Origin of the sequence: Streptomyces sp. NPDC026589 (assembly GCF_040638385.1) — a bacterium.
Taxonomy (GTDB): Bacteria; Actinomycetota; Actinomycetes; order Streptomycetales; family Streptomycetaceae; genus Streptomyces.
Genome location: NZ_JBEZYG010000040.1, coordinates 1 through 26,227, shown reverse-complemented (window position 1 = coordinate 26,227; position 26,227 = coordinate 1). Strand labels below are relative to the sequence as shown.

Sequence of the window (26,227 nt, the reverse complement as noted above, 5' to 3'; positions counted from 1 at the left end):
CTACCGGTAGCACTGACATGAATGGGGGTTTGCCGGTACCTGAGTACGCATGTGCCGCCCTGAATGAGCGGCTGACGACTCCCCATATTCGGGAAGGGGCTCCAAGAGGCCCTGAAGGGCTTTGAGCGCTTCGGCCTGTCAACCTCTCGCTACGGTGAGGGACGCTCCGGCCGTACCGGCCGGTTTCCTCTCGCGCGAACCCTGACGAACCCACCCATACGCCCGCCCGGTACACGACAAGTTTACGCCAAAAGTGCAGCTCAGCGCGGTGACCGATGATCCTTACGAGTGGGGCGCAAGGAGCGGAGGACCCGACCGCGGGGCCGCGAGGGCCCGCCCCCTCCCGCCGGCGGCCCGCACCCTCACCCGTAGGTGTCGCCAGGACCCTTGCTGCCGGGCGCCCGCAACGGCCCGAACCGGCGCTCCGGGCCCCCCGGCCCGACCACCTTGATCATCCGTACGGTGCCCTGCCCCAGATCCGCGTTCAGCCGGGCCACCAGCTGCGGAGCCAGCAGCCGCAGCTGCGTCGCCCACGCCGTCGAGTCACAGCTCACGGTCAGCACCCGGGCGTCCGGATCGTCGTCGTACCGCAGGGGTACGCAGTGGTTCGCCAGATCGTCGCCGACGATCTGCGGCCACCGCCCCATCACCCCGCCGACCGCGGCGGGCGTCTCCCAGCCCCGCTCGGTGATCAGCCGATTGATCGCGGAGCCCAACGGCTGCGGATCCCGGCCGTCCGACCGGGCGCCCGAGCGCAGCCCGCCGCCCCGCCGGGCCTGCTTCTTCTGCTGCGCCGCCGCACCACGCGCCCTGGCCTGCTCCTTCGCCGCCCGCAACGCGACCCGGGCGAGATCGACCCCGGTCACCTCGGGCGGCTTCGGCACCTCTGAAGGCGCCCCGGAAGCGGCCGCGGACGGAGCCCCGGAGGCCGTCCCGGCCGTCGTCCCGGAAGCAGCCGGATCCGGCAACGCCTCTGCCGGCCCACCTGCCCGGCCCGCGCCCTTCGCGCGCGCCGCTCCCGTACCGCCCGCGCGGGAGGCCGATCCCCGTCGGCCCGCCCCGCTCTCGCCCCGGGTGGTCATACGCGCTCCACCTCGCCCGAGGACACGGCGTACCGCGCCCCCGCCAGCACGCCCGGCACGTCCTCCGCCACCGCGGCCGTCACGAGCACCTGCTCGCCCGGAGCCACCAGCTCCGCCAGCCGCTCACGGCGACGGGCGTCCAGCTCGGCGAAGACGTCGTCCAGCACCAGCACCGGCTCGTTGCCCTCGGAGCGCAACAGCTCGTAACTGGCCAGCCGCAGCGCCAGCGCGTAGCTCCAGGACTCGCCGTGGCTCGCGTACCCCTTCGCCGGCATCCCCCGCAGACCGAGCACCAGATCGTCGCGGTGCGGGCCGACAAGGGTCACGCCCCGCTCGATCTCCTGCTTGCGGACCCCCACGAGCGTCGCGATCAGCTGCTCGTACAGCTCGTCGCGGGTGCGCTCGGGGCCCACGTCCTCGCCGACCGAGCTGCGGTACTCCAGCGCCACCGGACCGCCGCCCGGAGCCACGTCCCCGTACGCCTTGTCGGCCAGCGGCTGGAGCGTGGCGATCAGATCGAGGCGCTGCGCGAGCAGCTCCGCGCCCACCCGGCCCAGGTGCTGGTCCCAGACGTCGAGGGTGGACATGTCCATCGAGCGCCCGCCGTGCCGCCGGGCCATCGCCGCGGACTTCAGCAGGGTGTTGCGCTGCTTGAGCACCCGCTCGTAGTCGGAGCGGACCCCGGCCATCCGGGGCGACCGCGCCGTGATCAGCTCGTCCAGGAACCGCCGCCGCTCACCGGGGTCGCCCTTGACCAGGGCCAGATCCTCCGGCGCGAACAGCACAGTCCGTACGATCCCGAGTACGTCACGCGGTCTGACCTGCGAGGACCGGTTGATACGGGCCCGGTTGGCTCGGCCCGGGTTCAGCTCCAGCTCGATCAGCTGCGAACGCTCGCCCTGGGTGACCGCCGCACGGATAACCGCCCGCTCCGCGCCCATCCGCACCAGCGGGGCGTCCGAGGAGACCCGGTGGCTGCCGAGGGTGGCGAGATAGCCGACCGCCTCGACGAGGTTGGTCTTGCCCTGCCCGTTGGGCCCCACGAACGCGGTGACGCCCGGGTCGAGAGGGACCTCGACCCGGGCGTACGAGCGGAAGTCGGCCAGCGAGAGATGGGTGACGTGCATGGTGGCCGACCTCTCCCGATGGTGCTTCGCAGGTTGTTGCGCTGCCGACGCGTCGCCGGCGGTCCGATCAGTTCTCGGACTTGGACTCGACCGCGTGCCCGCCGAACTGGTTGCGTAGCGCGGCGATCATCTTCATCTGCGGCGAGTCGTCCTGGCGCGAGGCGAACCGCGCGAACAGCGACGCCGTGATCGCGGGCAGCGGCACCGCGTTGTCGATCGCGGCCTCCACCGTCCAGCGGCCCTCGCCCGAGTCGGCGGCGAAGCCCCGGAGCTTCTCCAGGTGCTCGTCGTCGTCGAGCGCGTTGACCGCGAGGTCGAGCAGCCAGGAACGGATGACCGTGCCCTCCTGCCAGGAGCGGAAGACCTCGCGCACGTCGGTGACGGAGTCGACCTTCTCCAGCAGCTCCCAGCCCTCGGCGTAGGCCTGCATCATGGCGTACTCGATGCCGTTGTGGACCATCTTCGCGAAGTGGCCGGCGCCGACCTTGCCCGCGTGCACGGAGCCGAAGTCACCCTCGGGCTTCAGCGCGTCGAGGATCGGCTGGACCTTCGCCACGTTCTCCTCGGTGCCGCCGTACATCAGGGCATAACCGTTCTTCAGGCCCCAGACGCCACCGGAGACGCCGCAGTCCACGAAGCCGATGTCCTTGAGGCCCAGCTCGGCGGCGTGCTTCTCGTCGTCGGTCCAGCGGGAGTTCCCACCGTCGACGACGACGTCGCCGGGCGAGAGCAGCTCGGCCAGCTCGTCGATCGTGGACTGGGTCGCGGCACCGGCCGGGACCATGACCCAGACGACCCGCGGGCCCTTCAGCTTGCCCACAAGCTCTTCGAGACTGTGGACATCGGCGACATCCGGGTTGCGGTCGTAACCGATGACGGTGTGGCCTGCGCGGCGGATGCGCTCGCGCATGTTGCCGCCCATCTTGCCGAGGCCGACGAGACCGAGCTCCATCAGAGATTCCTTAAGCGTCGTGGCGATAAGCGTCGGGGCGTTTGCGCCCAGGACCGAGCCTACGCCCGGCGGGGGACAGCACGGCGGGCCCGCTCCGCGCCGAACGGGCCCGCCGGAAACTGCCGCGGATACGTCCCCCGATCAGCCGGGGGATGCCGGGATCAGCCGGAGAGGCGCACCGGCATGATCAGGTACTTGTACGCGTCGTCCGCCTCGGCGTCGACGGCCGGGCGGCCGCTGAGCAGGGCGGGCTTGGTGGACGTGGTGAACGAGAGCTGGGCGACCGGGGAGTCGATCGCGCTCAGACCGTCCAGCAGGAACGTCGGGTTGAAGGCGATCGAGATGTCGTCGCCCTCCAGCACCGAGTCGACGCGCTCCACAGCCTGTGCGTCGTCACTGGAACCGGCTTCCAGGATGAGGACACCCTGCTCGAAGCTGAGCCGTACGGGGGTGTTGCGCTCCGCGACCAGGGCCACGCGCTTGACGGCCTCGACGAAGGGGGCCGTCTCGATCACCGCGACGGAGTTGAACTCGGTCGGGAAGAGCGTGCGGTACTTCGGAAGATCGCCTTCGAGGAGACGCGTGGTCGTCCGGCGTCCGGCGCCCTCGAAGCCGATCAGGCCCTCGCCCGCGCCGGAGCCGGAGAGCGCCAGGGTGACCGTGTCGCCGCTCGTGAGCGCCTTGGCGGTGTCCAGGAGGGTCTTGGCGGGCACCAGGGCGACCGCGGAGGCGTCGGCGTTCTCCGGCTTCCACAGGAACTCGCGGACCGCGAAGCGGTAGCGGTCGGTGGAGGCGAGGGTGACGGTGTCGCCCTCGATCTCGATCCGCACACCTGTGAGCACCGGCAGCGTGTCGTCGCGGCCGGCGGCGATGGCGACCTGGGCGGCGGCGGAGGCGAAGACCTCACCGGGGACGGTGCCCGTGGCGGTCGGCATCTGCGGCAGCGCGGGGTACTCCTCCACCGGCAGTGTGTGGAGGGTGAAGCGGGAGGAGCCGCAGACGACCGTGGCCCGCACACCGTCGGTGGAGATCTCCACCGGGCGGTTCGGCAGGGCGCGGCAGATGTCGGCGAGCAGCCGGCCGGAGACGAGCACCGTGCCGTCCTCGTCGACCTCCGCGTCCACGGAGACCCTGGCGGAGACCTCGTAGTCGAAGCTGGAGAAGCTGAGAGCTCCGTCCTCGGCCTTCAGCAGAAGGCCCGCGAGAACGGGCGCCGGCGGACGGGCCGGGAGGCTGCGGGCCACCCAGGCCACCGCCTCCGCGAGTACATCGCGCTCCACCCGGATCTTCACCGGAACCGCCTCCTGCTGTTGCTCGCTCGCACTGCTGGCCTTCGTCGTCTGGACCGGAGCTCCCTGCCGAGGGCTGGGGAGGCTCCGGGGTCCAGTCTGACGTACGGCACCGACAGTCGTTGCTGCTCGGGGTCAAGTCGGGCCAAGAGCTTCGCGGCGGTCGAGGGGCGAGTTGTCCACAGCACCCACTTCGAAGCTGATTCCTGGCTAACTCTGGGTGGTAGTAGTAGTAGGCCTTGTGGATACCGTGGATAACGTCGTTTGCGCAGGTCAGCGACTGTTTTTTGTCCACCGGTCCTGTGGGTGGCGCCCGTGGAAAACCGGGGCTTTCTGTGGACGGGCGAAAGTTCTGCACACCCGATGCACAGGAGGGGGCCACTTCTCCCCAGGCCTGTCCCCAGCTTTACCCACGTTCCCCACAGCCCAACCGACCCCCTTGGTGTGACGCCTTTCACTCCGAGCGGTGAGAGCGGGTGTTGCGTTGCCGAACAGTGGACAGGGGTGTGGAGAAGCGGGAAGAAGCTGGGGACAACAAGGCCCAGCCTGTGGGTTGCCGGTGGACAACTGCGACGACCCTCTGTGGACGAAAACTCTGTCCACAGGCTGTGGATGACGGTTTACCACAAATCCCCAGCCGGGTGACCTGGCCTGATGGAGTATCGGCAGCGCGCCCTGTGGACGCAATATGGACAACTTCCCAGTCCCCAGGCTGTGGACGGAAGATTTCTCCCACATCTGTGGAGAAGAGCCTCTGAGCAGCCCGTATTCGAACAGCGCGGGGCCCACGGGGCGTTCGACGCGGGCTCCGAACAGCCCGACAACGGCTCCGGACGGGCCGACAGAGGCTCCGGACGGCCCGGTGGAGGCTCCGTACGGGCCGCTGCGGGGCCCCGAGAACGCGAGAAGCGCCTGGCGCGGACCGTGGAGGTCCGCACCAGGCGCCCCTGAGAAACGCTTCAGGAGAAGTCCTGGAAGCCCGCGTCAGCCGTTCTTGATGCGGTTGGTCAGCTCGGTGACCTGGTTGTAGATGGAGCGGCGCTCCGCCATCAGCGCCCGGATCTTCCGGTCCGCGTGCATCACCGTCGTATGGTCACGGCCGCCGAACTGCGCACCGATCTTAGGCAGTGAGAGGTCGGTCAGCTCGCGGCAGAGATACATGGCGATCTGGCGCGCCGTCACCAGGACCCGGCTGCGCGAGGATCCGCAGAGGTCGTCCACCGTGAGGCCGAAGTAGTCCGCGGTCGCCGCCATGATGGCCGGCGCGGTGATCTCCGGCGCCGATTCCTCGCCGCCCGGGATCAGGTCCTTCAGGACGATCTCGGTCAGCCCGAGGTCCACCGGCTGCCGGTTCAGCGAGGCGAAGGCGGTCACCCGGATCAGCGCGCCCTCCAGCTCACGGATGTTGCGTGAGATCCGCGAGGCGATGAACTCCAGGACCTCCGGCGGGGCGTTGAGCTGCTCCTGCACCGCCTTCTTCCGGAGGATCGCGATCCGGGTCTCCAGCTCGGGCGGCTGGACATCGGTCGTCAGACCCCACTCGAAGCGGTTGCGCAGCCGGTCCTCCAGCGTCACCAGCTGCTTGGGCGGACGGTCCGAGGAGAGCACGATCTGCTTGTTCGCGTTGTGCAGCGTGTTGAAGGTGTGGAAGAACTCCTCCTGCGTCGACTCCTTGCTCGCCAGGAACTGGATGTCGTCGACCAGCAGGATGTCCACGTCGCGGTAGCGCTTGCGGAAGGTGTCGCCCTTGCCGTCGCGGATCGAGTTGATGAACTCGTTGGTGAACTCCTCCGAGCTCACGTACCGCACCCGGGTCCCCGGATAGAGGCTCCGCGCGTAGTGCCCGATGGCGTGCAGCAGGTGGGTCTTGCCGAGCCCGGACTCCCCATAGATGAAGAGGGGGTTGTACGCCTTCGCCGGAGCCTCGGCGACGGCGACGGCCGCGGCGTGCGCGAACCGGTTGGACGCCCCGATGACGAAGGTGTCGAAGAGGTACTTCGGGTTCAGCCGGGCGTGCGGTTCGCCGGGACCGGGCGCGGGGGCGGGCTGGGCGCCCATCGGACCGGGTACCGAACCGCCGGCCCGCCCGGGGCCGTGGCCGCCCTGGCGGGGCCCCGGCTGCTGCTGGTCCTGGCGGTCGGGGCGCTGCTGCTCGTACCCCTGGTGCTCAGGAGGCTGCGACCGGTAGTCGTGCTGCTGGGGGCGCCCGGTGCCGTACGGCTCGCGCCACTGCTCCGGGGGCTGCTCCCGGTACTGCTCGTTCTCGCGCTCCCGGTACGACTCGCTCTCGCGGTACGGCTCGCCGGAGGGCTGCTCGCGGTCCTGGTACCCGCCGTGCCGCGGCTGCTGCCAGGAGAGGTCCTCCTGGGTGCGCGGCCAGGCGCCGGGCTCCGGGCGCTGCTGCTGGTAGTCGGGGTAGGCCGGCCGGGCCGTCGGCATGCCGTCGTCGGAGGGCCGGTGGCCGTAACCGTCGTACGTGTCGCCCCGCGGACCGTCGTCGCGCGGCTGCGCCGGGTAGCGGCGGCCCTGCTGGCTCTGGTGCGACTGGTGCATCGGGGGCGCCGGCGGGGAGGGCGGTTCGCCCGCGGAGTCGTCGACGGTGATCGCGATCCGGATGGGGCGGCCGCACTCACGGGTCAGCGTCTCGCTGATGAGCGGCGCGAGCCGGCCCTCCAGTACGCGCTTGCCCCATTCATTGGGGACGGCCAGCAGTGCGGTGTCGGCGACGAGTGCCAGGGGCTGGCAGCGCTCGATCCACTGCTTGTCCTTCGGCTCGATGCCCTGCTGACCCTCCCCGAGGAGTTGTTCCAGCACTCGCGGCCACACTGCGGCAAGATCGGCAGGTACGTCAGCCACAAGGCACGCTCTCTCGCATGTCCCACGAATGTGTGGTTCTCGGGACGGGATGGGTCGGGTCGGGTGAGGCCCGGCAGTCGGGAAGGAAAAGAACCGGAGTTCAGCCACGGTAGTCAGGCGGAGCCGCGCGGTTCAAGTTGTTGTCCACAGGCTGTGCACAATGAGGGGTCGCACGCAGCCGGTTTGACCGGATGGCGTAGCCGCGCGTACCGTGACCAGGTCGAGTTGTCGATGGCTGCTGCCGCCTGCCTCCGATGGGCAAAGATCACGATCTGTGATTGTGAAGCGGTGCACTAAGGCGTTTACGCGAGTTCCTCGTGGGCGCACGGTGACAGCCAGGCGATGTCCCGCCAACACACGAATCATTTCTGGAGCCCCCGAGTGAGCAAGCGCACCTTCCAGCCGAACAACCGTCGTCGCGCCAAGACCCATGGCTTCCGGCTGCGCATGCGTACCCGTGCCGGCCGTGCGATTCTCGCGAACCGCCGTGGCAAGGGCCGCAGCAGCCTGTCCGCCTGATCGCCAACAGGTCCATGACGTGCTGCCTACCGAGAATCGGCTGAGGCGGCGCGAGGACTTCGCGACCGCGGTACGACGAGGACGTCGAGCCGGACGTCCACTGCTCGTCGTCCATCTACGCAGCGGTGATACGGACCCGCACGTGACGGGGGAGACTGTTCCCCCGCCGCGTGCGGGTTTCGTTGTCAGCAAGGCCGTGGGGGGCGCAGTCGTCCGTACCGCGGTGAAGCGGAAGCTTCGCCACCTGGTCCGCGACCGGCTGGCTCAGCTGCCCCCCGGTAGCCTTGTTGTCGTACGGGCGCTGCCCGGTGCGGGCGACGCCGACCATGCACAGCTGGCCCGAGACCTGGACGCCGCCCTTCAGCGGCTGCTGGGAGGGGGCGCGCGATGAAGTACCCGCTGCTTGCTCTCATCAAGCTGTACCAGTGGACGATCAGTCCACTTCTCGGGCCTGTCTGCCGTTACTACCCGTCGTGTTCCCACTATGGATATACGTCGATCGACAGGCACGGTGCCATCAAGGGAACAGCGCTGACAGCCTGGCGCATCCTGCGGTGCAATCCGTGGTCACCCGGCGGTGTGGACCATGTCCCGCCACGCAGGCGTCCGCGGTGGCACGAGCTGCTGCGCAATGCCCTGCGCGGCGAAAAGGGCGGGGAGTCCGCCGCTGATGTGCCGTCCGGGGGGTCGGTCTCCGAACCTCCGAGCCCGGCCGCAGAGACCTCGCCCAATGCTCAAGGAGCCTGATTAGTGGACACGATTGCCAGTCTGTTCAGCTTTATCACCACACCCGTCTCATGGGTGATCGTTCAGTTCCACAAGGTCTACGGGGCGCTCTTCGGCGACGACTCCGGCTGGGCCTGGGGCCTGTCGATCGTGTCCCTGGTGGTGCTGATCCGGATCTGCCTGATCCCGCTCTTCGTGAAGCAGATCAAGTCGACCCGCAACATGCAGGTGCTCCAGCCGAAGATGAAGGCGATCCAGGAGCGCTACAAGAACGACAAGCAGCGTCAGTCCGAAGAGATGATGAAGCTGTACAAGGAGACGGGCACCAACCCGCTCTCCTCGTGCCTTCCCATCCTGGCGCAGTCCCCGTTCTTCTTCGCCCTGTACCACGTGCTGTCGTCCATCGCCTCGGGCAAGAAGATCGGGGCGATCAACCAGGACCTGCTGGACAGCGCGCGTGAGGCCCACATCTTCGGTGCCCCGCTCGCCGCGAAGTTCACGGACAGCGTCGAGAAGGTCACCTCGCTCGACGCTTCCCTGATGGACGTCCGGATCGTCACCGCGATCATGATCGTGCTGATGTCGGCCTCGCAGTTCTTCACGCAGCGCCAGCTGATGACGAAGAACGTCGACCTGACGGTGAAGACCCCGTACATGCAGCAGCAGAAGATGCTGATGTACATCTTCCCGGTCATCTTCGCCGTGATGGGCATCAACTTCCCCGTCGGTGTCCTCGTCTACTGGCTGACCACGAACGTCTGGACCATGGGTCAGCAGATGTACGTGATCAACCAGAACCCGACGCCGGGCAGCAAGGCGCAGGACGCCTACCTCCAGCGGGTCCTCAAGAGCGTGACCGCCCGGGAGCAGGTGCGCGGCCGCACCCGGCGCAACACCGTCAAGGCCATCGTCGCCAAGGGCCCCGACCGCAACGACATCGAGCGCAAGTTCATCACCGGCCTCGGCAAGCTGGGCTTCGCGGCCCAGGAGGACGGCACGGTGCAGAAGAGCGAGACCGCCGCCGTCGACGCCGAGAGCAGCCAGGCGCCCAAGCGGCAGCAGCCCAAGCGCCAGACCAAGGCGAAGCGCCAGACGGCCGGTGCCACGACCGGTGGAGCCAAGGACACGGAGCCTGCGGACGCCGGCTCCAAGACCTCGCTCGAGAAGCAGGACGCACCGCAGGACGACAAGCCGAAGTCGGCGGGCAAGCCCGCCTCCGGCTCCTCACGCCAAGCCAAATCCGGACAGCGCAGGGGTCCCCAGCGGCCCAAGCACCCGTCCAAGAAGTAAGAAGGAGTCCATCCGTGACGGAAGGCACCACCTCCACGGCCGCCGCCGAGGCCGGCAGCGACACCCTGACCAGCCTGGAGCAGGAGGGTGAGATCGCGGCCGACTATCTTGAGGGTCTGCTCGACATCGCCGACCTCGACGGCGACATCGACATGGATGTCGAGGCGGACCGGGCCGCGGTGTCGATCATCAGCGAATCGGCGCGCGACCTCCAGAAGCTCGTGGGCCGCGACGGTGAGGTCCTGGAGGCGCTCCAGGAGCTGACGCGGCTGGCCGTCCACCGGGAGACGGGTGACCGCAGCCGCCTGATGCTGGACATCGGTGGCTTCCGGGCCAAGAAGCGCGAGATCCTCGCGGCGCTGGGTGCCAAGGCCGCGGACGAGGTCAAGAGCTCGGGCGAGCCGGTGAAGCTGGACCCGATGACACCGTTCGAGCGCAAGGTCGTGCACGACGCGATCGCCGCGGCCGGTCTCCGGAGCGAGTCGGAGGGCGAGGAGCCGCAGCGCTTCGTCGTCGTTCTCCCGGCCTGACCGGATCCTTGTACTGTCGGCCCCGTCTGTTCGCAGGCGGGGCCGATCTTTGTCAGCCTGATAGTCAGCCACCCACAGTGCGCTAGTGCGGTACGGAAGGACGGTCCCCGTGACGGAGGCAGCAGAGCTCCCCCAGGCACCTGCGGAGGCGCAGGCGGTGTTCGGAGAGTTCTTTCCGGAGGCTGTCCGGTACGGGGAGCTCCTGGCGGATGCCGGGGTCAAGCGAGGCCTGATCGGGCCGCGTGAGGTCCCCCGGCTGTGGGAGCGGCACCTGCTGAACTGCGCGGTGCTCTCCGAGGTCGTGCCCAAAGGCGTCACCGTCTGCGATGTGGGCTCCGGCGCGGGGCTGCCCGGCATCCCGCTGGCTCTGGTGCGCCCCGATCTCAAGATCACTTTGCTGGAGCCACTGCTGCGGAGGACGAACTTCCTCCAGGAAGTCGTCGAACTGCTCGGCCTGGACCATGTGACGGTCGTGCGCGGCCGGGCCGAGGAGGTCCTCGGGACGCTTCAGCCCGTTCACGTGGTGACCGCCCGTGCGGTGGCACCGCTGGACCGGCTGGCAGGCTGGGGCGTGCCCCTGCTGAAGCCTTACGGGGAGATGCTCGCGCTCAAGGGGGACACCGCCGAGGAGGAGCTCAACGGTGCCAGGGCCGCGCTCAGCAAGCTCGGTGTCCTGGAGACCGAGGTGCTCCAGGTCGGTGAGGGTTTGGTCGATCCGCTCTCCACCGTGGTCCGTGTCGTGGTGGGAGAGAGCCCGGGCGGTGTGAGGTTCGCCGCAAAGAGGGCCAAGGCCGCTCGGACGGAGCGGACGCGCAGGCGTCGCTGAGGGGCGCCGCAGGACGTTGGCACCGCCCGGTCGGGAGCTCTGCCCGGCCGGGCGATATGCAGTTTCTGTTAGCTCTCGCCCCGCTTAGCAGCGGTTCTGCCGGAAAGTAGCGATACATACCCCGTGCGGAGTGTCGTGGCCTGGTAGTTGCTCCGCGGGGGCATCGTGTTTCACGTGAAACGTCGCTCTCTGTTGCAGGGAATCATCGGCCGTGGTCGTGCGGCTGCCACGCCGCGCGACCGCAAGCCGGGACGGGTTGCCGAGTTGTCCACACGCGCGGATTCATCCACAGAACAGCGGGCCTCGCTGGTTCACGACCCCGAAAGCATGGCAGGCTCTGTTCATTGCGAGCCTGAAGTCGAGGAGAGTGAATCCTTGCGGTCCGACGCCAACATCGCGGGACCGATGACCGACCCGGTCCCCGGTCCCCGAACCGAGTCCGTGGGTGAGGGTGTTTCACGTGAAACACCGCCGCCGATGGACGACACACCCATCGGCCGAGCCGCTCAGCTGGCGGTCGAGGCCCTCGGCCGCGCCGGCGAAGGGCTGCCCCGTCCTGACCGCACCCGCGTCATGGTGGTGGCCAACCAGAAGGGCGGGGTCGGGAAGACGACCACGACGGTCAACCTTGCCGCTTCCCTGGCCCTGCACGGTGCACGCGTTCTGGTGGTCGACCTCGACCCGCAGGGCAACGCTTCCACGGCTCTGGGCATCGATCACCACGCCGATGTTCCCTCGATCTACGACGTCCTGGTGGAGAGCCGCCCGCTCTCCGAGGTGGTCCAGCCCGTGCCGGACGTAGAGGGTCTCTTCTGTGCCCCCGCGACCATCGATCTCGCCGGTGCGGAGATCGAACTGGTCTCCCTGGTGGCACGGGAGAGCCGGCTCCAGCGGGCTATCCAGGCGTATGAGCAGCCGCTGGACTACATCCTCATCGACTGCCCGCCCTCACTGGGTCTCTTGACGGTGAACGCGCTGGTGGCCGGGGCCGAGGTGCTGATCCCCATCCAGTGCGAGTACTACGCGCTGGAAGGCCTGGGGCAGCTCCTGCGGAACGTCGACCTGGTGCGAGGCCATCTCAACCCGGACCTGCACGTCTCGACGATCCTGTTGACGATGTACGACGGCCGGACGAGGCTCGCCTCGCAGGTCGCCGAGGAGGTTCGTACCCACTTCGGCAAGGAAGTGCTGCGGACGAGCATCCCGCGTTCGGTGCGTATCTCGGAGGCGCCGAGCTATGGGCAGACCGTGCTGACCTACGACCCGGGCTCCAGCGGTTCGCTCTCGTATCTTGAAGCCGCCCGGGAGATCGCCCTGAGGGGCGTCGGGGTGCACTACGAGGCACAGCACGCCCACACGAGCAGTCAGAACAGCCAGCAGAACGTTTCGGAGGGCATTCAGTGAGTGAGCGTCGTAGAGGACTGGGGCGTGGGCTCGGTGCGCTGATCCCCGCCGCTCCGCAGGAGAAGCAGGTGTCAGCGCCCGGGGGCGGTGCGGCGTCGTCCGGCGCGGGTCCGGTTCTGACGGCGGAGCGTGGGGTGGCCGCTGCGAAGGTGACCGCGCTGCCCTCCGTCCCGGTGGTGCCGGAGCCTGCGTCCACTCCGGAGGGCCGATCCGAGCAGGAAGCCGGGACGTCCGGTGCGTACTTCGCCGAGCTGCCGATCGGGATGATCACGCCGAACCCCCGCCAGCCTCGTGAGGTCTTCGACGAGGACGCGCTGGCCGAGCTGGTCGTCTCCATCAAGGAAGTCGGCCTTCTCCAGCCGGTCGTGGTCCGGAAGGCGGGCCCGGACAGCTACGAGCTCATCATGGGTGAGCGTCGGTGGAGGGCCTGCCGTGAGGCGGGCCTGGAGCGGATTCCCACCATCGTCCGTGCCACGGACGACGAGAAGCTGCTGCTGGACGCCCTCCTGGAGAACCTCCACCGGGCTCAGCTGAACCCGCTGGAGGAGGCCGCCGCGTACGACCAGCTGCTCAAGGACTTCAAGTGCACCCATGACCAGCTGGCCGACCGGATCGGCCGTTCGCGTCCGCAGGTGACGAACACGCTGCGGCTTCTGCGGCTTTCGCCGCCGGTGCAGCGTCGGGTCGCCGCGGGCGTGCTTTCGGCCGGTCATGCCCGCGCGCTGCTGTCCGTGGACGACTCCGAGGAGCAGGACCGGCTGGCCCACCGCATCGTGGCCGAAGGGCTTTCGGTGCGTGCGGTCGAGGAGATCGTGACGCTCATGGGCTCGAGCCCGACGAGCGCGGTGAAGCCCAAGGGCCCGAGGGCAGGCGGCCGCCTGTCCCCCGCTCTGACCGACCTGGCGACCCGCCTGTCCGATCGCTTCGAGACCCGGGTGAAGGTCGACCTGGGACAGAAGAAGGGCAAGATCGTCGTCGAGTTCGCCTCGATGGAGGACCTGGACCGGATCCTCGGCAGCCTCGCCCCGGGCGAGGGCCGGGTGCTGGAGCGTCGGCTCGCCGAGACGTCCGAGGAGGACGACGAGGGCTGAGCAGCGGGACCCGAGGAAGGGCGGGCCGTGAGCCGGGTACCTACCGGAACACGGCCCGCCCTTTGCGCTCGCCCGGTATCCGTGTCACCCCTTGGTGGATACGATGCGTTCTGGGACGGCGCATACACGGCGGTCGACCTCAGAGGAGGGCGGAGGCCTTGCGAAGAGTGAGCCGCAGTCGGCTCGTCACGGTCGGGCTGAGCCTGGGCGCCGTCGGGGGATTCGTCGGCAGTCTGTTCCATGAACGGAGCACACTGGCAGCCGCACGGGGTGCGGCCGGCGAAGGAAGGGAGGCATCGCTGTCATGGGGCGTCGGCTCGTACCACTCACTCTGGACAACCTCCCGGATCTCCCCGAGCGTTGCCGCTCATGCGTCTTCTGGGAGCTTGACCCGGTCAGTGGGGAAGCCGCGGTAAAGGCGGGCAAGCCGGAGCTGGAGAAGGAAGCCTGGATCTCCGCGGTCCTCCTGGAATGGGGGTCCTGCGGCCGGGTGGTCTATGTGGACGACGTACCGGCGGGCTTCGTGCTCTACGCCCCGCCCGCGTATGTCCCCCGTTCGACGGCGTTCCCGACCAGCCCGGTCTCTCCCGATGCCGTCCAGCTCATCACTGGGCTGATCATTCCCGAGTACCAGGGTCAGGGGCTGGGCCGTGTCATGGTGCAGACGGTGGCGAAGGACGTTCTGCGCCGGGGCTTCAAGGCCATCGAGGCGTTCGGCGATGCGCGGCGGTCCGAGCAATCCACCTGCGTACTCCCCGCGGACCATCTGCTGGCCGTGGGCTTCAAGACCGTGCGCCCGCATCCCGTGTACCCACGGCTGAGGCTGGATCTGCGGACGACGCTCTCCTGGAAGGAAGACGTGGAGATGGCGCTCGACCGTCTTCTGGGGGCTGTGCAGAAGGAACCGGCACTGCGGCCGTTGTGAGGCCGGGACGTCGCGGCCTGCCGCCATGCGAAACGGGCCCACCCCCTGAGGGGGTGGGCCCGTTTCACGTGAAACATCGCGACGGCGTGCCGCTGCGCGATTACGCGCTGATGAAGCCTTCGAGGTCGCGGAGGATCGCGGCCTTCGGCTTGGCGCCGACGATGGTCTTGGCGACCTCGCCGCCCTGGTACACGTTCAGGGTCGGGATGGACATCACGCCGTACTTGGCGGCGGTGGCCGGGTTCTCGTCGATGTTGAGCTTGACGATCTCGATCTGGTCGCCGTGCTCCGCTGCGATCGCCTCCAGCGAGGGGGCGATCTGGCGGCACGGACCGCACCAGGCGGCCCAGAAGTCCACCAGAACAGGCTTGTCGCTCTTGAGGACGACCTCGTTGAAGGTGTCATCCGTAACGTGCTTCAGGGCGCCGGCCACGGCGGCCTCCTTAGTCTCTCGGGGGGTGGGATGCGGTGCGGACGTTCAGACGGCCGGGGTCTTCTCCGGCTCCGCGGGCTCCGCGTCGGCCAGGGCCGCGAGGAAGCGCTCGGCGTCCAGGGCGGCGGAGCAGCCGGTGCCCGCTGCCGTGATGGCCTGACGGTAGGTGTGGTCGACCACGTCTCCGGCGCCGAAGACGCCGGTGAGGTTGGTGCGGGTGGAGGGCGCCTCGACCTTCAGGTAACCCTCGTCGTCGAGCTCCAGCTGGCCCTTGAAGAGCTCGGTGCGCGGGTCGTGGCCGACGGCGATGAACAGTCCGGTCACGGGAAGCTCGGAGGTCTCACCGGTCCTGGTGTTGCGCAGGGTCAGACCGGAGAGCTTCTGCTCGCCCTTGACCTCGGCGACCTCGCTGTCCCAGGCGAACTTGATCTTCGGGTCGGCGAAGGCCCGGTCCTGCATCGCCTTGGAGGCGCGCAGGGTGTCACGGCGGTGGACGATCGTGACGGACTTGGCGAAGCGGGAGAGGAAGGTCGCCTCTTCCATCGCGGTGTCGCCGCCGCCGATCACGGCGATGTCGTGGTCCTTGAAGAAGAAGCCGTCGCAGGTGGCGCACCAGGAGACGCCGCGTCCGGAGAGGGCGTCCTCGTTGGGCAGTCCGAGCTTGCGGTGCTGGGAGCCGGTCGTGACGATGACGGCCTTGGCGCGGTGGACGGTGCCCGCGGTGTCGGTGACCGTCTTGACGTCACCGGTGAGGTCGACCGCGACCACGTCGTCGGGGATCAGCTCGGCGCCGAAGCGCTCGGCCTGGGCGCGCATGTTGTCCATGAGCTCGGGGCCCATGATGCCGTCCTGGAAGCCGGGGAAGTTCTCCACGTCGGTGGTGTTCATCAGCGCACCGCCGGCCGTGACGGCGCCCTCGAAGACCAACGGGTTCAGCGAGGCGCGGGCGGTGTACAGCGCGGCGGTGTACCCGGCCGGTCCGGAGCCGATGATGATCACATTACGGACGTCGCTCACGGGTTTCTTCCTCGTTTCTGCAGACTGCCTAACTGCCTACGGGGTCGGTTCAACGACTCACACCCCACCCAACGGATCCTACGGCTGATGCATTCCCGAACGTGCCGCGGCGGTCGCGGACGGTTTTCAGGGGCGGTCGTAGGCGCGGGTGAGCAGCAGCTGCCCCGTGGACTCCGGGGCGGTGTCCACGCAGGAGGAGGCCACGAGATAGGCCTGCACGCGTGAGGAGTCGCTCGCGTGCGGAAGGACGACGAGATAGGCGTCCGTTCCCTGGTACGTCCCCTTATCCAGGGCGAGGGCCGGCGTGGTGCGGCCGGTGGCCTGCTGGACACAGGGGGGAACAGCGACGGCAGGCGCCTTCAAGGGGCTCCTGGACGCTTCGGCGTCGGGCGTGAGGGCCTCACTCGTCGACTTGGTGTCCGCGCCCGGCGGCACCTTCTTCGCGCCGGGGCTCTCCTGGGCGGTCCCACTCCCGACGAGGTCCTGCACCTGGGATTCCAGCGTGCCGTCGGCGTAGGCGTGCGCACGGCTCTCCCCGGCGCTGACTCCGCTGTCGGCCGCGGTCTTGGATGAGTCGCCGGACGGAGCGATGGACTGGAGGAAGAAGACGCTCATCCCGATGACCGCCGCGCCGAACGCGGTGCCGAGGACCACAGCGCGCCGCCGCCGACGGGAGGGACGACGGCCCGGTCCGGTGGCGGCGGAGGACCGGCCCGCAGGACGATCCTGCACGGAGGCGCCGACGCTCCTGGGAGCGGGCTCGCGCGTCGCACGGTCGGTCGTCGTGTCCTCGGCGGTCGTTGTTTCACGTGAAACAACGACCGGCTCGTCCACGGCGGGAGCGGTGGGGCGGGCCTCCGCCGCGAGAGCCGCGTCGATACGCGCGGCGATGTCCTCGGGCATCGGATCCGGGGCGGGCATCGTTCTGAGGAGCCCACGGATCTCGTCCAGGGAGCCCTGTACCTCCGAGCAGAGGTCGCAACCCGCGACGTGCTGCTGGACTTCCGTCGCCCGGGAAGGGGAGAGCAGTCCCTCGGTGAGATCGGAGATCTCGGAGACCTCCGGGTGCTGAGCCGTGTCGGCCGTGGATGTCACGGGCGCCCACCTCCTCCCTTCGTAGCGGCAGGATCGCCTGCTCCTGCGTCTCTGGGACCTGACGCAGGTGGGACGGATGCTCCGGGCGTCCGGTTCCTTCCGACCGCGCCGTTCTCCCCGTCGGGTGCCTGCCCCCCGGTTCCCGCGCGCAGATGGCGGACCAGGGGGGCCAGTCTCGCCCGGCCCCGGGCACATCGGCTTTTCACGGTGCCGGACGGCACATCGAGGATGCCGGCTGCCTCCGCGACGGAGTAGCCCTGCATGTCGACGAGGACGAGGGCCGCCCGCTGCTCGGCGGGCAGTGTGCCCAGGGCCTCCTGGAGCTGGCGATGGAGGTCCTGCCGGACCGCGGGGGCCTCGGCCGATTCATGGGGTTCCAGGAGCTGATCGAGTCGTTCGGCGTCGTCCACCGGGGACGTCTTGCGTGAGGCGGCCTTGCGGACCCGGTCGAGGCAGGCGTTGACGGTGATCCGGTGCAGCCAGGTGGTGACCGCCGACTGGCCCCGGAAGGTGTGGGCGGCGCGGAAGGCGTTGACGAGGGCGTCCTGGACGGCGTCGGCCGCCTCTTCCCTGTCCCCCAGGGTGCGCAGCGCCACGGCCCAGAGCCGGTCGCGGTGGCGGCGTACGAGCTCACCGAAGGCGTCGGGGTCGCCCGCCACATGCTGGGCGAGCAGGTCCGAGTCGCTCGGTGCCTCGGGTGGAACGGAATCCACCGTGCTCCCCCTCCGAACCGGATCCGATGTCACATGCGGGCCGCACCCGGTGAAGCGGTGCGACGGGGAGAAGCCTGCCGTCACGGGTGTGACGGCCGCAACCCTTGTCGCCGCAGGCGCTCGGTGGTGCGGGCGGTCCGCCCCACAGTAACGGGCGAGTGGGGCCGGTGATCACGGGCCGGCACGGGTGGCCCGGGCCGGCCCGCGCGTCAGCCGAGGACGGAGATGTCGGTGATGCCGCCGCGGTAGCCGCCGGTGCCGTCCGAGGGGAGCTCCGTGACGTGGATCAGGACGTAGCGGGTGCGGACGGGCTTGTCCAGCTTCTCCTCGAGCGCCTTTCCCGCGACCGTCCGCTTGACGATCTGCTGGTCGAAGTCGGCCGTCGTGGACGGGTACGAAGCGTCCGGGGAGGCGGCGAGCACGGTCGTTGTCTGCCCCTTCCGGTACATGGACACGTCGATGCCGGAGACGTCCCGTACCTTGCCGAGGTCGACGATGATTCCGCTGCCCTGCTTGCGCTGGGGGAGGTTCCCGAAGTTGGCGAACCCCTGGTACCGCGGGGTGACCCAGTGGGTTCCGGAATCGCCGTCGATGGTGTTGTGCACCTCCCGCTCCTTGATTCCGGAGCCGTCGGGCATGAACTCGGAGGCCCCCGCGATGTCCAGCGGTTCGGCGGACGGCGCGGGCTTGTCGTCCTTGTTCTTGTCGTCCTCGTTCGGTTCGGTGACGCCGGTGTCGTCGGAGCCCTTGGTGCGGTCGAGCAATGCTTCCGCGAGCTGCCAGCTGCCGAGGCCCAGCGCGGCGATGAGGAGTGCCGAGACGGTCCACTTGAGCGCGCGGCCGGCACGGCTCTGCAGGGGGGCCGGAGGGGCGGGCATCACGGGCTGGGTGACGGCGGACGGGTGGGAGGACGGCCGTCCGTACGTGCCCTGCTGATAAGTCGTGCGCTGATAGGCCGGCGGCGCGGTGAACGTGGGTTCCGGAGGAAGGATGCGCGGCATGGCCGCGACGGCCTTGGCCAGCTCGTCCGGGGTGGTGCAGGGCGGTTCCTGCCGGGAGGCGGTTGCACCGTCGTTGGCGAGCGCCCGCATGGCGAGTTCGGAGAGACCGCGGTGGACGCCGGCCCGGACCTGGTCCGGGGCGATGAGCCCCATGCCCTTGGGCAGCCCGGCGAGGCCGTGGGCGTCGTCCCCGTACGGCCAGCGGTGGGTCAGTGCGGCGTACAGCAGGGCGCCGATGGCCTCGGTGTCCGTCCGGAGGGGGCGCTCCGCGGTGATGCCGCGCAGGGCGGCGTTCACGGCGAGGCCTCGGATGCGGTACTGCCCGGTGGAGCTGCGCAGGACCGCGCCGGGTGTGAGGCGCAGATGGGACAGGCCCTCGCGGTGGGCGGCGGCCATCGCCTGGGAGAGCTGGCTGACGAGCTGGTAGGCGTCGTGGGCCTCCATCGGCCCGGTGGCCAGCAGAGCGGTGAGTTCGGTGGCGTCCGGCAGCCATTCGTGGACCACGTAGACGAGGTCGTTCTCCTCGACGGCATCCAGGACCTGGACGAAGCGGGGGTCGCCGAGCAGAGCTGAGGAGCGGGCTGCGGCCAGCACCGAGCGGGCTCGCGGGTGGTCCGCGGGCAGCAGGTGTACGCCCACCGCGCGCCGGAGCTTCTCGTCGACAGCACGCCAGCTGCTGAAGCCGTCCAGACGGGTGACGCACTCCTCCAGGCGGTAGCGCCCGGCGAGTTTGTGACCGCTGTGCAGATCGGGTGAGGCCGGAACCGCCTCGGAACGCTCCCGCCCACCGTCCGATTTCTCGGTGTCCTTGGGGCTCGCGCCCTCGGTTTCCTCGGCTTGCGCCGTTCCGTCGGTCGTGGCCTCGTCCGCCTTGGCGGTCAGCGGCTCGTCGCCGCTGTTGTCAGCCACGTCGACGGCAGCCGTGCTACGTTCCGCCACCGTCGTTCCTGCCTCCCCATCCGTTGCGCGATGCCAGCCAGCTCTGCACAGTCACGCCAATTGTGCCCACACTCCGGCGCTATGCACGACAAGCGGAGTGCGGCGATGGTTGTGCGGGCGAGCACTCATTCAGCGTCCGAGCCGTCCACGGACCATGCCGACCAGGCCGTTGACCTCTTCGATGCGCATCTTTTTCGCCGCGACGAAGAAGATGCCCAGGAGGATGACGCCGCCGCAGATCAGCGCGGCCAGTGAGCCGAGTGCGCCGGTGCCGACGAGTTCCAGGATCCCGAATCCGACGGCGCCACCGACCAGGGCGGCGGGCACCGCGGCCATGCAGAGGCGCGCGTAGGTCCGCACGATGTGCGCGCCGTCAAGGTCGCCGCCCAGCCGGTTGCGCAGTCGGCGCCAGGCGACACCGACGCCGACCGCGTAGGCCAGACCGTAGGAGAAGGCCATGCCGACGACGGCCCAGCGGGCGGGCAGGACGACGTAACAGAGTGCGGAGGCGGCGGCGTTGACGGCGGCCACGATGACGGTGTTGTAGAAGGGGGTGCGGGTGTCCTCGTAGGCGTAGAACCCTCGGAGGACGACGTACTGCACGGAGTACGGGATCAGGCCGAGCGCGAAGGCCATGAGGATGAAGCCCATGGAGCGGGCGGCCTCGATGCCGCTGGAGGCGTACAGCAAGGTGGCCATCGGCAGGCCGAGCGCGAGGAACGCGAAGGCCACCGGCACGATGGCGACGGCCGAGTTGCGCAGTCCCTGCGAGATGTCGTCGCGGACCGCACCCGGGTCGTTGTCGTGGGCGGCCCGGGAGATGCGGGGCAGCAGTGCGGCCATGACCGAGACGGTGATGATGGCCTGCGGCATGCCCCAGATCAGCTGGGCGTTGGAGTAGGCCAGGAACCCGGTGCCGTCGTGGCCCGAGGCCGCGCCGGCCGCCGTGGACAGCTGGGTGACGACCAGCACACCGGCCTGGTTGGCGAGCACGAAGAGTACGGTCCACTTGGCCAGCTTGATGGTCTTGCCCAGCCCATGGCCCTTCCAGTCGAACCGGGGGCGGAAGCGGAAACCCGTCTCGCGCAGGTAGGGGATCATCGCCAGGGACTGGACGACGAGGCCGAGCAGGGTGCCGACTCCCAGCAGCCGGACGCCCTCCGGCGGGATGGTGTCCACACCCATCTGCGACTCACCGGATGTGCCGTAGACCCAGATGAACAGCCCGAACGTGATGATCATGACGATGTTGTTGAGGACCGGGGTCCACATCATCGCGCCGAACTTGCCGCGGGCGTTGAGGATCTGGCCCATCACCACGTGCACGCCCATGAAGAAGATGGTCGGCAGGCAGTAGCGGGCGAAGGTGACGGCGACGCTGTTGGCGTCACCGTTGTTCGCGATCGTGGGGGACAGCATGTGGATCAGCGCCGGCGCGGCGAAGACCGCGACGGCGACGATCGCGCCGAGCGTGACCATAACCAGAGTCAGCAGTCGGTTCGCGAAGGCCTCGCCGCCGTCCTCGTCGTTCTTCATCGCGCGGACGAGCTGGGGGACGAAGACCGAGTTGAGGCCGCCGCCGACGGTGAGGATGTAGATCATCGTCGGCAGGGTGTAGGCGATGGTGAAGCTGTCGCCGAGCAGTACGGCGCCGAGCGCGGCGGTGATCACCAGGGACCGCACGAACCCCGTGAGCCGGGAGACGAGCGTGCCGGCGGCCATGACCGCGCTGGACTTGAGGAGCCCGGAGACCTTGCCGCCGCCGCCCTTGGCGGGCGCTGGTGCGGGAGCCGGTGCGGGCTGGGGCGGTACCGGGGGCTTCCCCGATCCCTCCTGGTCCCGGAAGAGGTGGGCGAAGGCGTCCGGCTCCTGCCGTTCGTCCGACGCCTGGGTGACGAGCGCGTCGACCCCGACGAACTGCGTGGTCGCCGGGCGGTCCCCGTACGGGAGGTGCCGGGAGGGCCCCGCCGGCTCGGGGGGCGGGGTCTGGGCCCAGATGCGCGGGTCGGGGGCGTAGGGGGCGGCGGGCGGCTGCTGGTAGAGCGGCCCCGGCTCCTGGTACGTGCCGGGAGGCGGCGGCGGGTGCGCGGCGCGGTCGTAGAGCGCCTCGCCCACCGGGTCCTGGGCGGCCAGGTCCTGCGCCCGGTAGGGGTCGTCCTCGTAGGCGTGCTGGAGGTACGGGTCCGGCGGCACGAAGCCGTCCTGGCCCGCGCCCGGGGGAACCGGAGGCCCGCCCGGAGACGCTGCTCCGCCCGCGCCCTGCCCGCGGTCACCGTCGTACGGCGCGTTCATCGAAACCCCTACCTCATCGTCCCCGGCCGACCGGCCACGACAGTCATCGCTCAACGGTCCACTTTCTCACCCGTTCCCGACGGGGCCCCGCTTTCCGGACCGGTGTCCGGAGTCGGGTCACTCGGCTGCTCGGGTCCGTCGCCGTTGCCGTTCGCCGTGTCGCTTGCCACGGCGCGCTTCCGGTGGCTGTACATCCTGATACCCGCCAGCACCAGGAGCAGCAGGCCGCCGGCGATGACGAGCAGCACGGTGGGCGTCACCTCGGAGACCTTCACGGTGAAGGTCATCTCCTCGCCGTACTGGGTGCCGTCCTCCGTGTACAGCCGGGCGGTCACCTGGGCGCGGCCGTTGGCGCTGGTCGCCGTGTCGAACTTCACCGACTGGCTGTGGCCGCCCGCGATGCTGACCGGCAGCTCGGCCATGCTCCCGTCGTCGTTGAACTTGAGCCGGATGTTGTCCGACGTCAGCTGGAGAACCAGCCGGTCCACGCCCTGCACCAGTTTGTTCTGCACGGTGACCGGGATCGTCGCGCTGCGCCCGGAGAGGGTGACGTCGGACTTCTCGATGAGCTGCACCTCGGAGGTGAGGCTCTGCAGGTAGTCGCGGACCGCGTCCCGGTACTGCTGTGCCTCCAGCGACCGGCCGCGCCAGGACGTCGACATCGAACGGTTGACGGCGTTGCCGAAGGGCGTCACCACGCGCTCGGGCTGCGTCAGGATCGTCTCGAAGCTGTCGAGCGAGCCCTGGGTGGTGCGGATGTCCTGGAACGCCTGCGTGGGCAGTTCCTGGGCCCGGAGCTTCTTGGGGTATGCCGAGGCCCGGGGGACCTTGGTGGTGGCCCGCGGGTCGGGCTTCGCCTCGGCGGCGGCGACGAGGTCCAGGGGCTGCGTCCAGCGGTTGCCCGCCAGGCCCTCCAGCGCGCGGGCCATCGTCTGGGCCTGCGCGACGGTGGGCATCCGCGGGGGGGCCACGACGATGCTGCGCTCGTTGTCCGGCGCCTGCTCGGTCAGTGCGAGGGTCTGGGCGAGGAACTTCTGGACCGCGCTGGTGGAGGAGCCCGCCCTCGACATGTCGCCGTCGAACAAGGTCGACAGCCGGGCGTCCGCGACGACCGCGGTGGTGCCCCCGCCGATCGGCCGCGCCGCGGTCGGTGTGTAGGGCAGTTTCGTGGTCTCCCGGAAGCTGTCGCTGCGGGCGATCACGTTGTGAGCCCCCGCCGAGGTCGCCACGTCGACGATGGACGAGTCCACGGCGCCGTTCACGGGCCAGGCGAAGTCGGTGGACGGTTTCACATGGAGGATGGTCTCCACGGTCGTCGCGGCCACGGCGGAGGCGTTCTGCAGATGGCTGAGCGTTCCGGACACGTTCTTGCCGCGGTGCGCGATCGAGGCCAGATCGGGGTCGGCGAACGGCAGCGCGATCACCTTGCCGTCCTCGACCACCTTCTCCAGCGCGCTGAGCCACTGCTTGGCGACCGCCTGGTTCTTGCCCGGGACGGTCGTGTCACCCGACTCGACCTCGTACTTCCCGGCCATCGCCGCGACGCTCGCCAGGAGGTCCGGGTCGACGACCCAGGTCACGGGGAGCCGGCTGCCCAGGGACACCAGCTGCTCCAGCCGGCCACCGGGCGCCAGCTCCTCGGCCAGGCCGTCGTCGGTGAAGACGGGGGTCTGCTGTTCGTCCGAGCGGGTCTCCGCCGTGACGTGGGGGGACGCGATCAGCGGCCAGAGGAAGGTGAGTTTCGTCCTGCTGTCGCTCGCCTCGGGCTGCCAGGGCAGGAACGAGCGCTCGATGCCCAGCACCTGCTCGTAAGGAGTGGTCGTCGTACGGCCGGAGACCGAGACGCCGAGCTGGTAGACGCCGGGGTCGTCCAGGCCGAGCTTGTCGGCGGGCACGGTGAGCGTGAAGTCCTGGCTGATCCCCTTGGCGAGCTTGGGGAACTTCACCGTGTACTTGTCCCCGACGGTGACCGGGTCGACGCCGGGAACGTACGTGGAGCGCTTCGCGGCGTCGTCGACCTCTCCGCGGCCGGAGAGCCGGGGCCCGACCCGTAGATCGACCTCGGCGCTGCTGATCGTCTCCTTGCCCTTGTTGGTGAGCGTTCCGGAGACGGTCAGAGTGTCGCCCTCCGCCGGAACGCCCGGGGAGAGCGTGTTCAGGGACACGTCGACCGTACGGGAGCCGGTGGGGGCCTTGGCGGGCTCGGCGGCCGGGGCGGCACCGGCCGCGGGAACGGCCAGGAGACCGGCCAGCAGCGGTGCTCCGAGCACCGCCGAGGCCGTGCGGCGGAGCCACCGGCGGGCAGGATAGGGACGAGTCCCCTGGAAGTCTGCCGCCTCGGCCACGCGCCTACCCGTCCCTCGTCGTCATCAGATGCTGTCGATCGTTCGGTCCTGCGTCCCCGCATGGTAACGAGGTGCGGCGGGCCGAAGTGCTGGGGTCCATCGCTCATGATCGCGGGTATGCCGCAGGGCCCCCGTAAACGATGACGCCGCGGCCGGTCCGTGCACGTACCCTTTTCTGTTGTGCCGAACGCCAACGAAGAGAACGCCAGTGCACTGAGCCAGGTGCAGCACCGCGCGGTGAGTGAGCTGCTGCGGGTGTCCCCGGTCGCCGACGACCTCGCCCGTCGATTCCGGGAGGCCGGATTCGGCCTCGCGCTGGTCGGCGGCTCGGTCCGCGACGCCCTGCTGGGCAGGCTCGGGAACGACTTGGACTTCACCACCGATGCCCGCCCTGAGGACGTGCTCAAGATCGTCCGCCCCTGGGCCGACTCGGTGTGGGAGGTCGGGATCGCCTTCGGCACCGTCGGTTCCCAGAAGGACGGCTACCAGATCGAGGTCACGACCTACCGGTCCGAGGCCTACGACCGGACCTCGCGCAAGCCGGAGGTCTCCTACGGCGACTCCATCGAGGACGACCTGGTGCGCCGTGACTTCACGGTCAACGCGATGGCCGTGGCTCTGCCGCAGAAGGAGTTCGTCGATCCGTACGGAGGTCTGAAGGACCTCGCCGAGCGGGTACTGCGCACCCCGGGAACACCCGAGGCGTCCTTCTCCGACGACCCGCTGCGCATGCTCCGCGCCGCCCGCTTCGCCGCGCAGCTCGACTTCGAGGTCGCACCCGACGTCGTCACCGCCATGACGGAGATGGCCGCGCGGATCGGCATCGTCTCCGCCGAGCGGGTCCGCGACGAACTCAACAAGCTGCTGCTCTCCCAGCACCCGCGCAAGGGTCTGGGGCTCCTGGTCGACACGGGACTCGCCGAGCAGGTGCTGCCCGAGCTTCCCGCGCTGCGTCTGGAGAGTGACGAGCATCACCGCCACAAGGACGTCTACGAGCACTCGCTGACCGTCCTGGAGCAGGCCATCGACCTGGAGGAGGACGGACCCGACCTCGTGCTGCGGCTGGCCGCGCTGCTCCATGACATCGGCAAGCCCAGGACCCGCCGCTTCGAGAAGGACGGCCGGGTCTCCTTCCATCACCACGAGGTGGTGGGCGCGAAGATGACGAAGAAGCGCATGGCCGAGCTCAAGTACTCCAACGAGTTGGTCAAGGACGTGTCGAAACTGGTGGAGCTGCACCTGCGCTTCCACGGGTACGGGGACGGCGAGTGGACCGACTCCGCGGTGCGCCGGTATGTGCGGGACGCGGGGCCGCTGCTCGAACGCCTCCACAAGCTGACCCGATCGGACTGCACGACCCGGAACAAGCGCAAGGCGAACGCGCTCTCCCGCACCTATGACGGGCTGGAGGAGCGCATTGCCCAGCTGCAGGAGCAGGAGGAGCTCGATTCGATCCGCCCCGATCTGGACGGCAACGAGATCATGCGGATCCTCGACGTCGACCCCGGTCCGGTGATCGGCAAGGCATACGGATTCCTGCTGGAGCTGCGCCTGGAGCACGGGCCCATGGAGCGGGACGCCGCTGTGGCCGCGCTCAAGGAGTGGTGGGCGCGGCAGGACTGAGCCCGGTGGCTGATGTTTCACGTGAAACATCAGCCACCGGATGTGGCGAGGGGCGTTGTTTCACGTGAAACAACCGATCTCGTCGAGCCCGGCCCCGGTACCGGTGCGGCGGTGCGCCGCCGCCTCGCCGAGGGCCCGGAGGGACTGCGCCG

Annotated in this window: 22 protein-coding genes; 10 read left to right on the top strand and 12 right to left on the bottom strand. The window is 69.4% G+C overall.

Annotated features, from left to right (window positions below; translation table 11 throughout):
• Positions 1 to 362 precede the first annotated feature (362 nt).
• The 5 genes from AB0F29_RS39000 to dnaA all read right to left on the bottom strand — a co-directional run bounded on the left by AB0F29_RS39000 (position 363) and on the right by dnaA (position 7,306).
• Positions 363 to 884, bottom strand: coding sequence for a DciA family protein (locus AB0F29_RS39000; protein WP_361883018.1), 522 nt, complete (start codon positions 882 to 884; stop codon positions 363 to 365).
• A gap of 194 nt (positions 885 to 1,078) precedes the next feature.
• Positions 1,079 to 2,209 (bottom strand): DNA replication/repair protein RecF, encoded by a 1,131-nt coding sequence (gene recF, locus AB0F29_RS38995; RefSeq protein WP_361883015.1) that lies wholly within the window; start codon positions 2,207 to 2,209, stop codon positions 1,079 to 1,081.
• Between the two features lie 67 nt (positions 2,210 to 2,276).
• Positions 2,277 to 3,161, bottom strand: a complete 885-nt coding sequence (gnd, locus tag AB0F29_RS38990; RefSeq protein WP_018957318.1) for a phosphogluconate dehydrogenase (NAD(+)-dependent, decarboxylating) — start codon at positions 3,159 to 3,161, stop codon at positions 2,277 to 2,279.
• Between the two features lie 161 nt (positions 3,162 to 3,322).
• A complete protein-coding gene (dnaN, locus tag AB0F29_RS38985; RefSeq protein ID WP_018957319.1) occupies positions 3,323 to 4,453 on the bottom strand; it encodes a DNA polymerase III subunit beta in 1,131 nt (376 codons plus the stop codon).
• Between the two features lie 981 nt (positions 4,454 to 5,434).
• Positions 5,435 to 7,306 carry a chromosomal replication initiator protein DnaA gene (dnaA, locus tag AB0F29_RS38980; protein ID WP_361883011.1) on the bottom strand — a complete coding sequence of 624 codons (1,872 nt, stop codon included), beginning with the start codon at positions 7,304 to 7,306 and terminating at the stop codon, positions 5,435 to 5,437.
• A 381-nt stretch (positions 7,307 to 7,687) separates the two neighbouring features.
• Here dnaA and rpmH point away from each other — a divergent pair, with 381 nt between their 5' ends.
• The 9 genes from rpmH to AB0F29_RS38935 all read left to right on the top strand — a co-directional run bounded on the left by rpmH (position 7,688) and on the right by AB0F29_RS38935 (position 14,617).
• Positions 7,688 to 7,825 carry a 50S ribosomal protein L34 gene (gene rpmH / locus AB0F29_RS38975; protein WP_003967884.1) on the top strand — a complete coding sequence of 46 codons (138 nt, stop codon included), beginning with the start codon at positions 7,688 to 7,690 and terminating at the stop codon, positions 7,823 to 7,825.
• A 19-nt stretch (positions 7,826 to 7,844) separates the two neighbouring features.
• Positions 7,845 to 8,216, top strand: coding sequence for a ribonuclease P protein component (gene rnpA, locus AB0F29_RS38970; protein WP_007447378.1), 372 nt, complete (start codon positions 7,845 to 7,847; stop codon positions 8,214 to 8,216).
• Complete coding sequence (gene yidD / locus AB0F29_RS38965; protein WP_078625761.1) at positions 8,213 to 8,572, top strand: membrane protein insertion efficiency factor YidD; 360 nt, start codon at positions 8,213 to 8,215, stop codon at positions 8,570 to 8,572. Before rnpA ends, yidD begins: the two co-directional genes overlap by 4 nt.
• 3 nt (positions 8,573 to 8,575) lie before the next feature.
• Positions 8,576 to 9,841 carry a membrane protein insertase YidC gene (gene yidC / locus AB0F29_RS38960; protein ID WP_361883006.1) on the top strand — a complete coding sequence of 422 codons (1,266 nt, stop codon included), beginning with the start codon at positions 8,576 to 8,578 and terminating at the stop codon, positions 9,839 to 9,841.
• Positions 9,842 to 9,855: 14 nt separating this feature from the next.
• The gene (locus tag AB0F29_RS38955; protein WP_361883003.1) at positions 9,856 to 10,371 is read left to right on the top strand and encodes a R3H domain-containing nucleic acid-binding protein; all 516 of its coding nucleotides are present in this window, start codon (positions 9,856 to 9,858) and stop codon (positions 10,369 to 10,371) included.
• Between the two features lie 109 nt (positions 10,372 to 10,480).
• Complete coding sequence (rsmG, locus tag AB0F29_RS38950) at positions 10,481 to 11,197, top strand: 16S rRNA (guanine(527)-N(7))-methyltransferase RsmG (protein ID WP_026290411.1); 717 nt, start codon at positions 10,481 to 10,483, stop codon at positions 11,195 to 11,197.
• A 327-nt stretch (positions 11,198 to 11,524) separates the two neighbouring features.
• Complete coding sequence (locus tag AB0F29_RS38945) at positions 11,525 to 12,601, top strand: AAA family ATPase (protein WP_078585112.1); 1,077 nt, start codon at positions 11,525 to 11,527, stop codon at positions 12,599 to 12,601.
• Positions 12,598 to 13,692, top strand: coding sequence for a ParB/RepB/Spo0J family partition protein (locus AB0F29_RS38940; RefSeq protein ID WP_361882999.1), 1,095 nt, complete (start codon positions 12,598 to 12,600; stop codon positions 13,690 to 13,692). Before AB0F29_RS38945 ends, AB0F29_RS38940 begins: the two co-directional genes overlap by 4 nt.
• Positions 13,693 to 13,996: 304 nt before the next feature.
• Positions 13,997 to 14,617 carry a GNAT family N-acetyltransferase gene (locus AB0F29_RS38935; RefSeq protein ID WP_361882996.1) on the top strand — a complete coding sequence of 207 codons (621 nt, stop codon included), beginning with the start codon at positions 13,997 to 13,999 and terminating at the stop codon, positions 14,615 to 14,617.
• Positions 14,618 to 14,717: 100 nt separating this feature from the next.
• Here the strand turns inward: AB0F29_RS38935 and trxA are convergent, their stop codons facing one another.
• From trxA to AB0F29_RS38900, 7 genes are all read right to left on the bottom strand, one after another.
• Positions 14,718 to 15,050: a thioredoxin gene (trxA, locus tag AB0F29_RS38930; protein ID WP_361882993.1), complete on the bottom strand. Its 333-nt coding sequence runs from the start codon at positions 15,048 to 15,050 to the stop codon at positions 14,718 to 14,720.
• A 45-nt stretch (positions 15,051 to 15,095) separates the two neighbouring features.
• A complete protein-coding gene (gene trxB, locus AB0F29_RS38925) occupies positions 15,096 to 16,067 on the bottom strand; it encodes a thioredoxin-disulfide reductase (protein WP_361882990.1) in 972 nt (323 codons plus the stop codon).
• A gap of 126 nt (positions 16,068 to 16,193) precedes the next feature.
• Positions 16,194 to 17,162 carry a hypothetical protein gene (locus AB0F29_RS38920; RefSeq protein ID WP_361882987.1) on the bottom strand — a complete coding sequence of 323 codons (969 nt, stop codon included), beginning with the start codon at positions 17,160 to 17,162 and terminating at the stop codon, positions 16,194 to 16,196.
• The gene (gene sigM, locus AB0F29_RS38915; RefSeq protein ID WP_361882984.1) at positions 17,159 to 17,875 is read right to left on the bottom strand and encodes an RNA polymerase sigma factor SigM; all 717 of its coding nucleotides are present in this window, start codon (positions 17,873 to 17,875) and stop codon (positions 17,159 to 17,161) included. The genes AB0F29_RS38920 and sigM overlap by 4 nt, the downstream gene beginning before the upstream one ends.
• A 209-nt stretch (positions 17,876 to 18,084) precedes the next feature.
• Positions 18,085 to 19,815 (bottom strand): serine/threonine protein kinase, encoded by a 1,731-nt coding sequence (locus tag AB0F29_RS38910; protein ID WP_361882981.1) that lies wholly within the window; start codon positions 19,813 to 19,815, stop codon positions 18,085 to 18,087.
• 129 nt (positions 19,816 to 19,944) lie between these two features.
• On the bottom strand, positions 19,945 to 22,107 hold the full coding sequence (gene murJ / locus AB0F29_RS38905) for a murein biosynthesis integral membrane protein MurJ (protein ID WP_361882978.1): 2,163 nt from the start codon (positions 22,105 to 22,107) through the stop codon (positions 19,945 to 19,947).
• A 50-nt stretch (positions 22,108 to 22,157) separates the two neighbouring features.
• On the bottom strand, positions 22,158 to 24,452 hold the full coding sequence (locus AB0F29_RS38900) for a DUF6049 family protein (protein WP_361882975.1): 2,295 nt from the start codon (positions 24,450 to 24,452) through the stop codon (positions 22,158 to 22,160).
• A 180-nt stretch (positions 24,453 to 24,632) separates the two neighbouring features.
• Between AB0F29_RS38900 and AB0F29_RS38895 the strand changes: the two genes are divergently transcribed.
• Positions 24,633 to 26,075: a CCA tRNA nucleotidyltransferase gene (locus AB0F29_RS38895; protein ID WP_361882972.1), complete on the top strand. Its 1,443-nt coding sequence runs from the start codon at positions 24,633 to 24,635 to the stop codon at positions 26,073 to 26,075.
• The last annotated feature ends 152 nt before the right edge of the window (positions 26,076 to 26,227 follow it).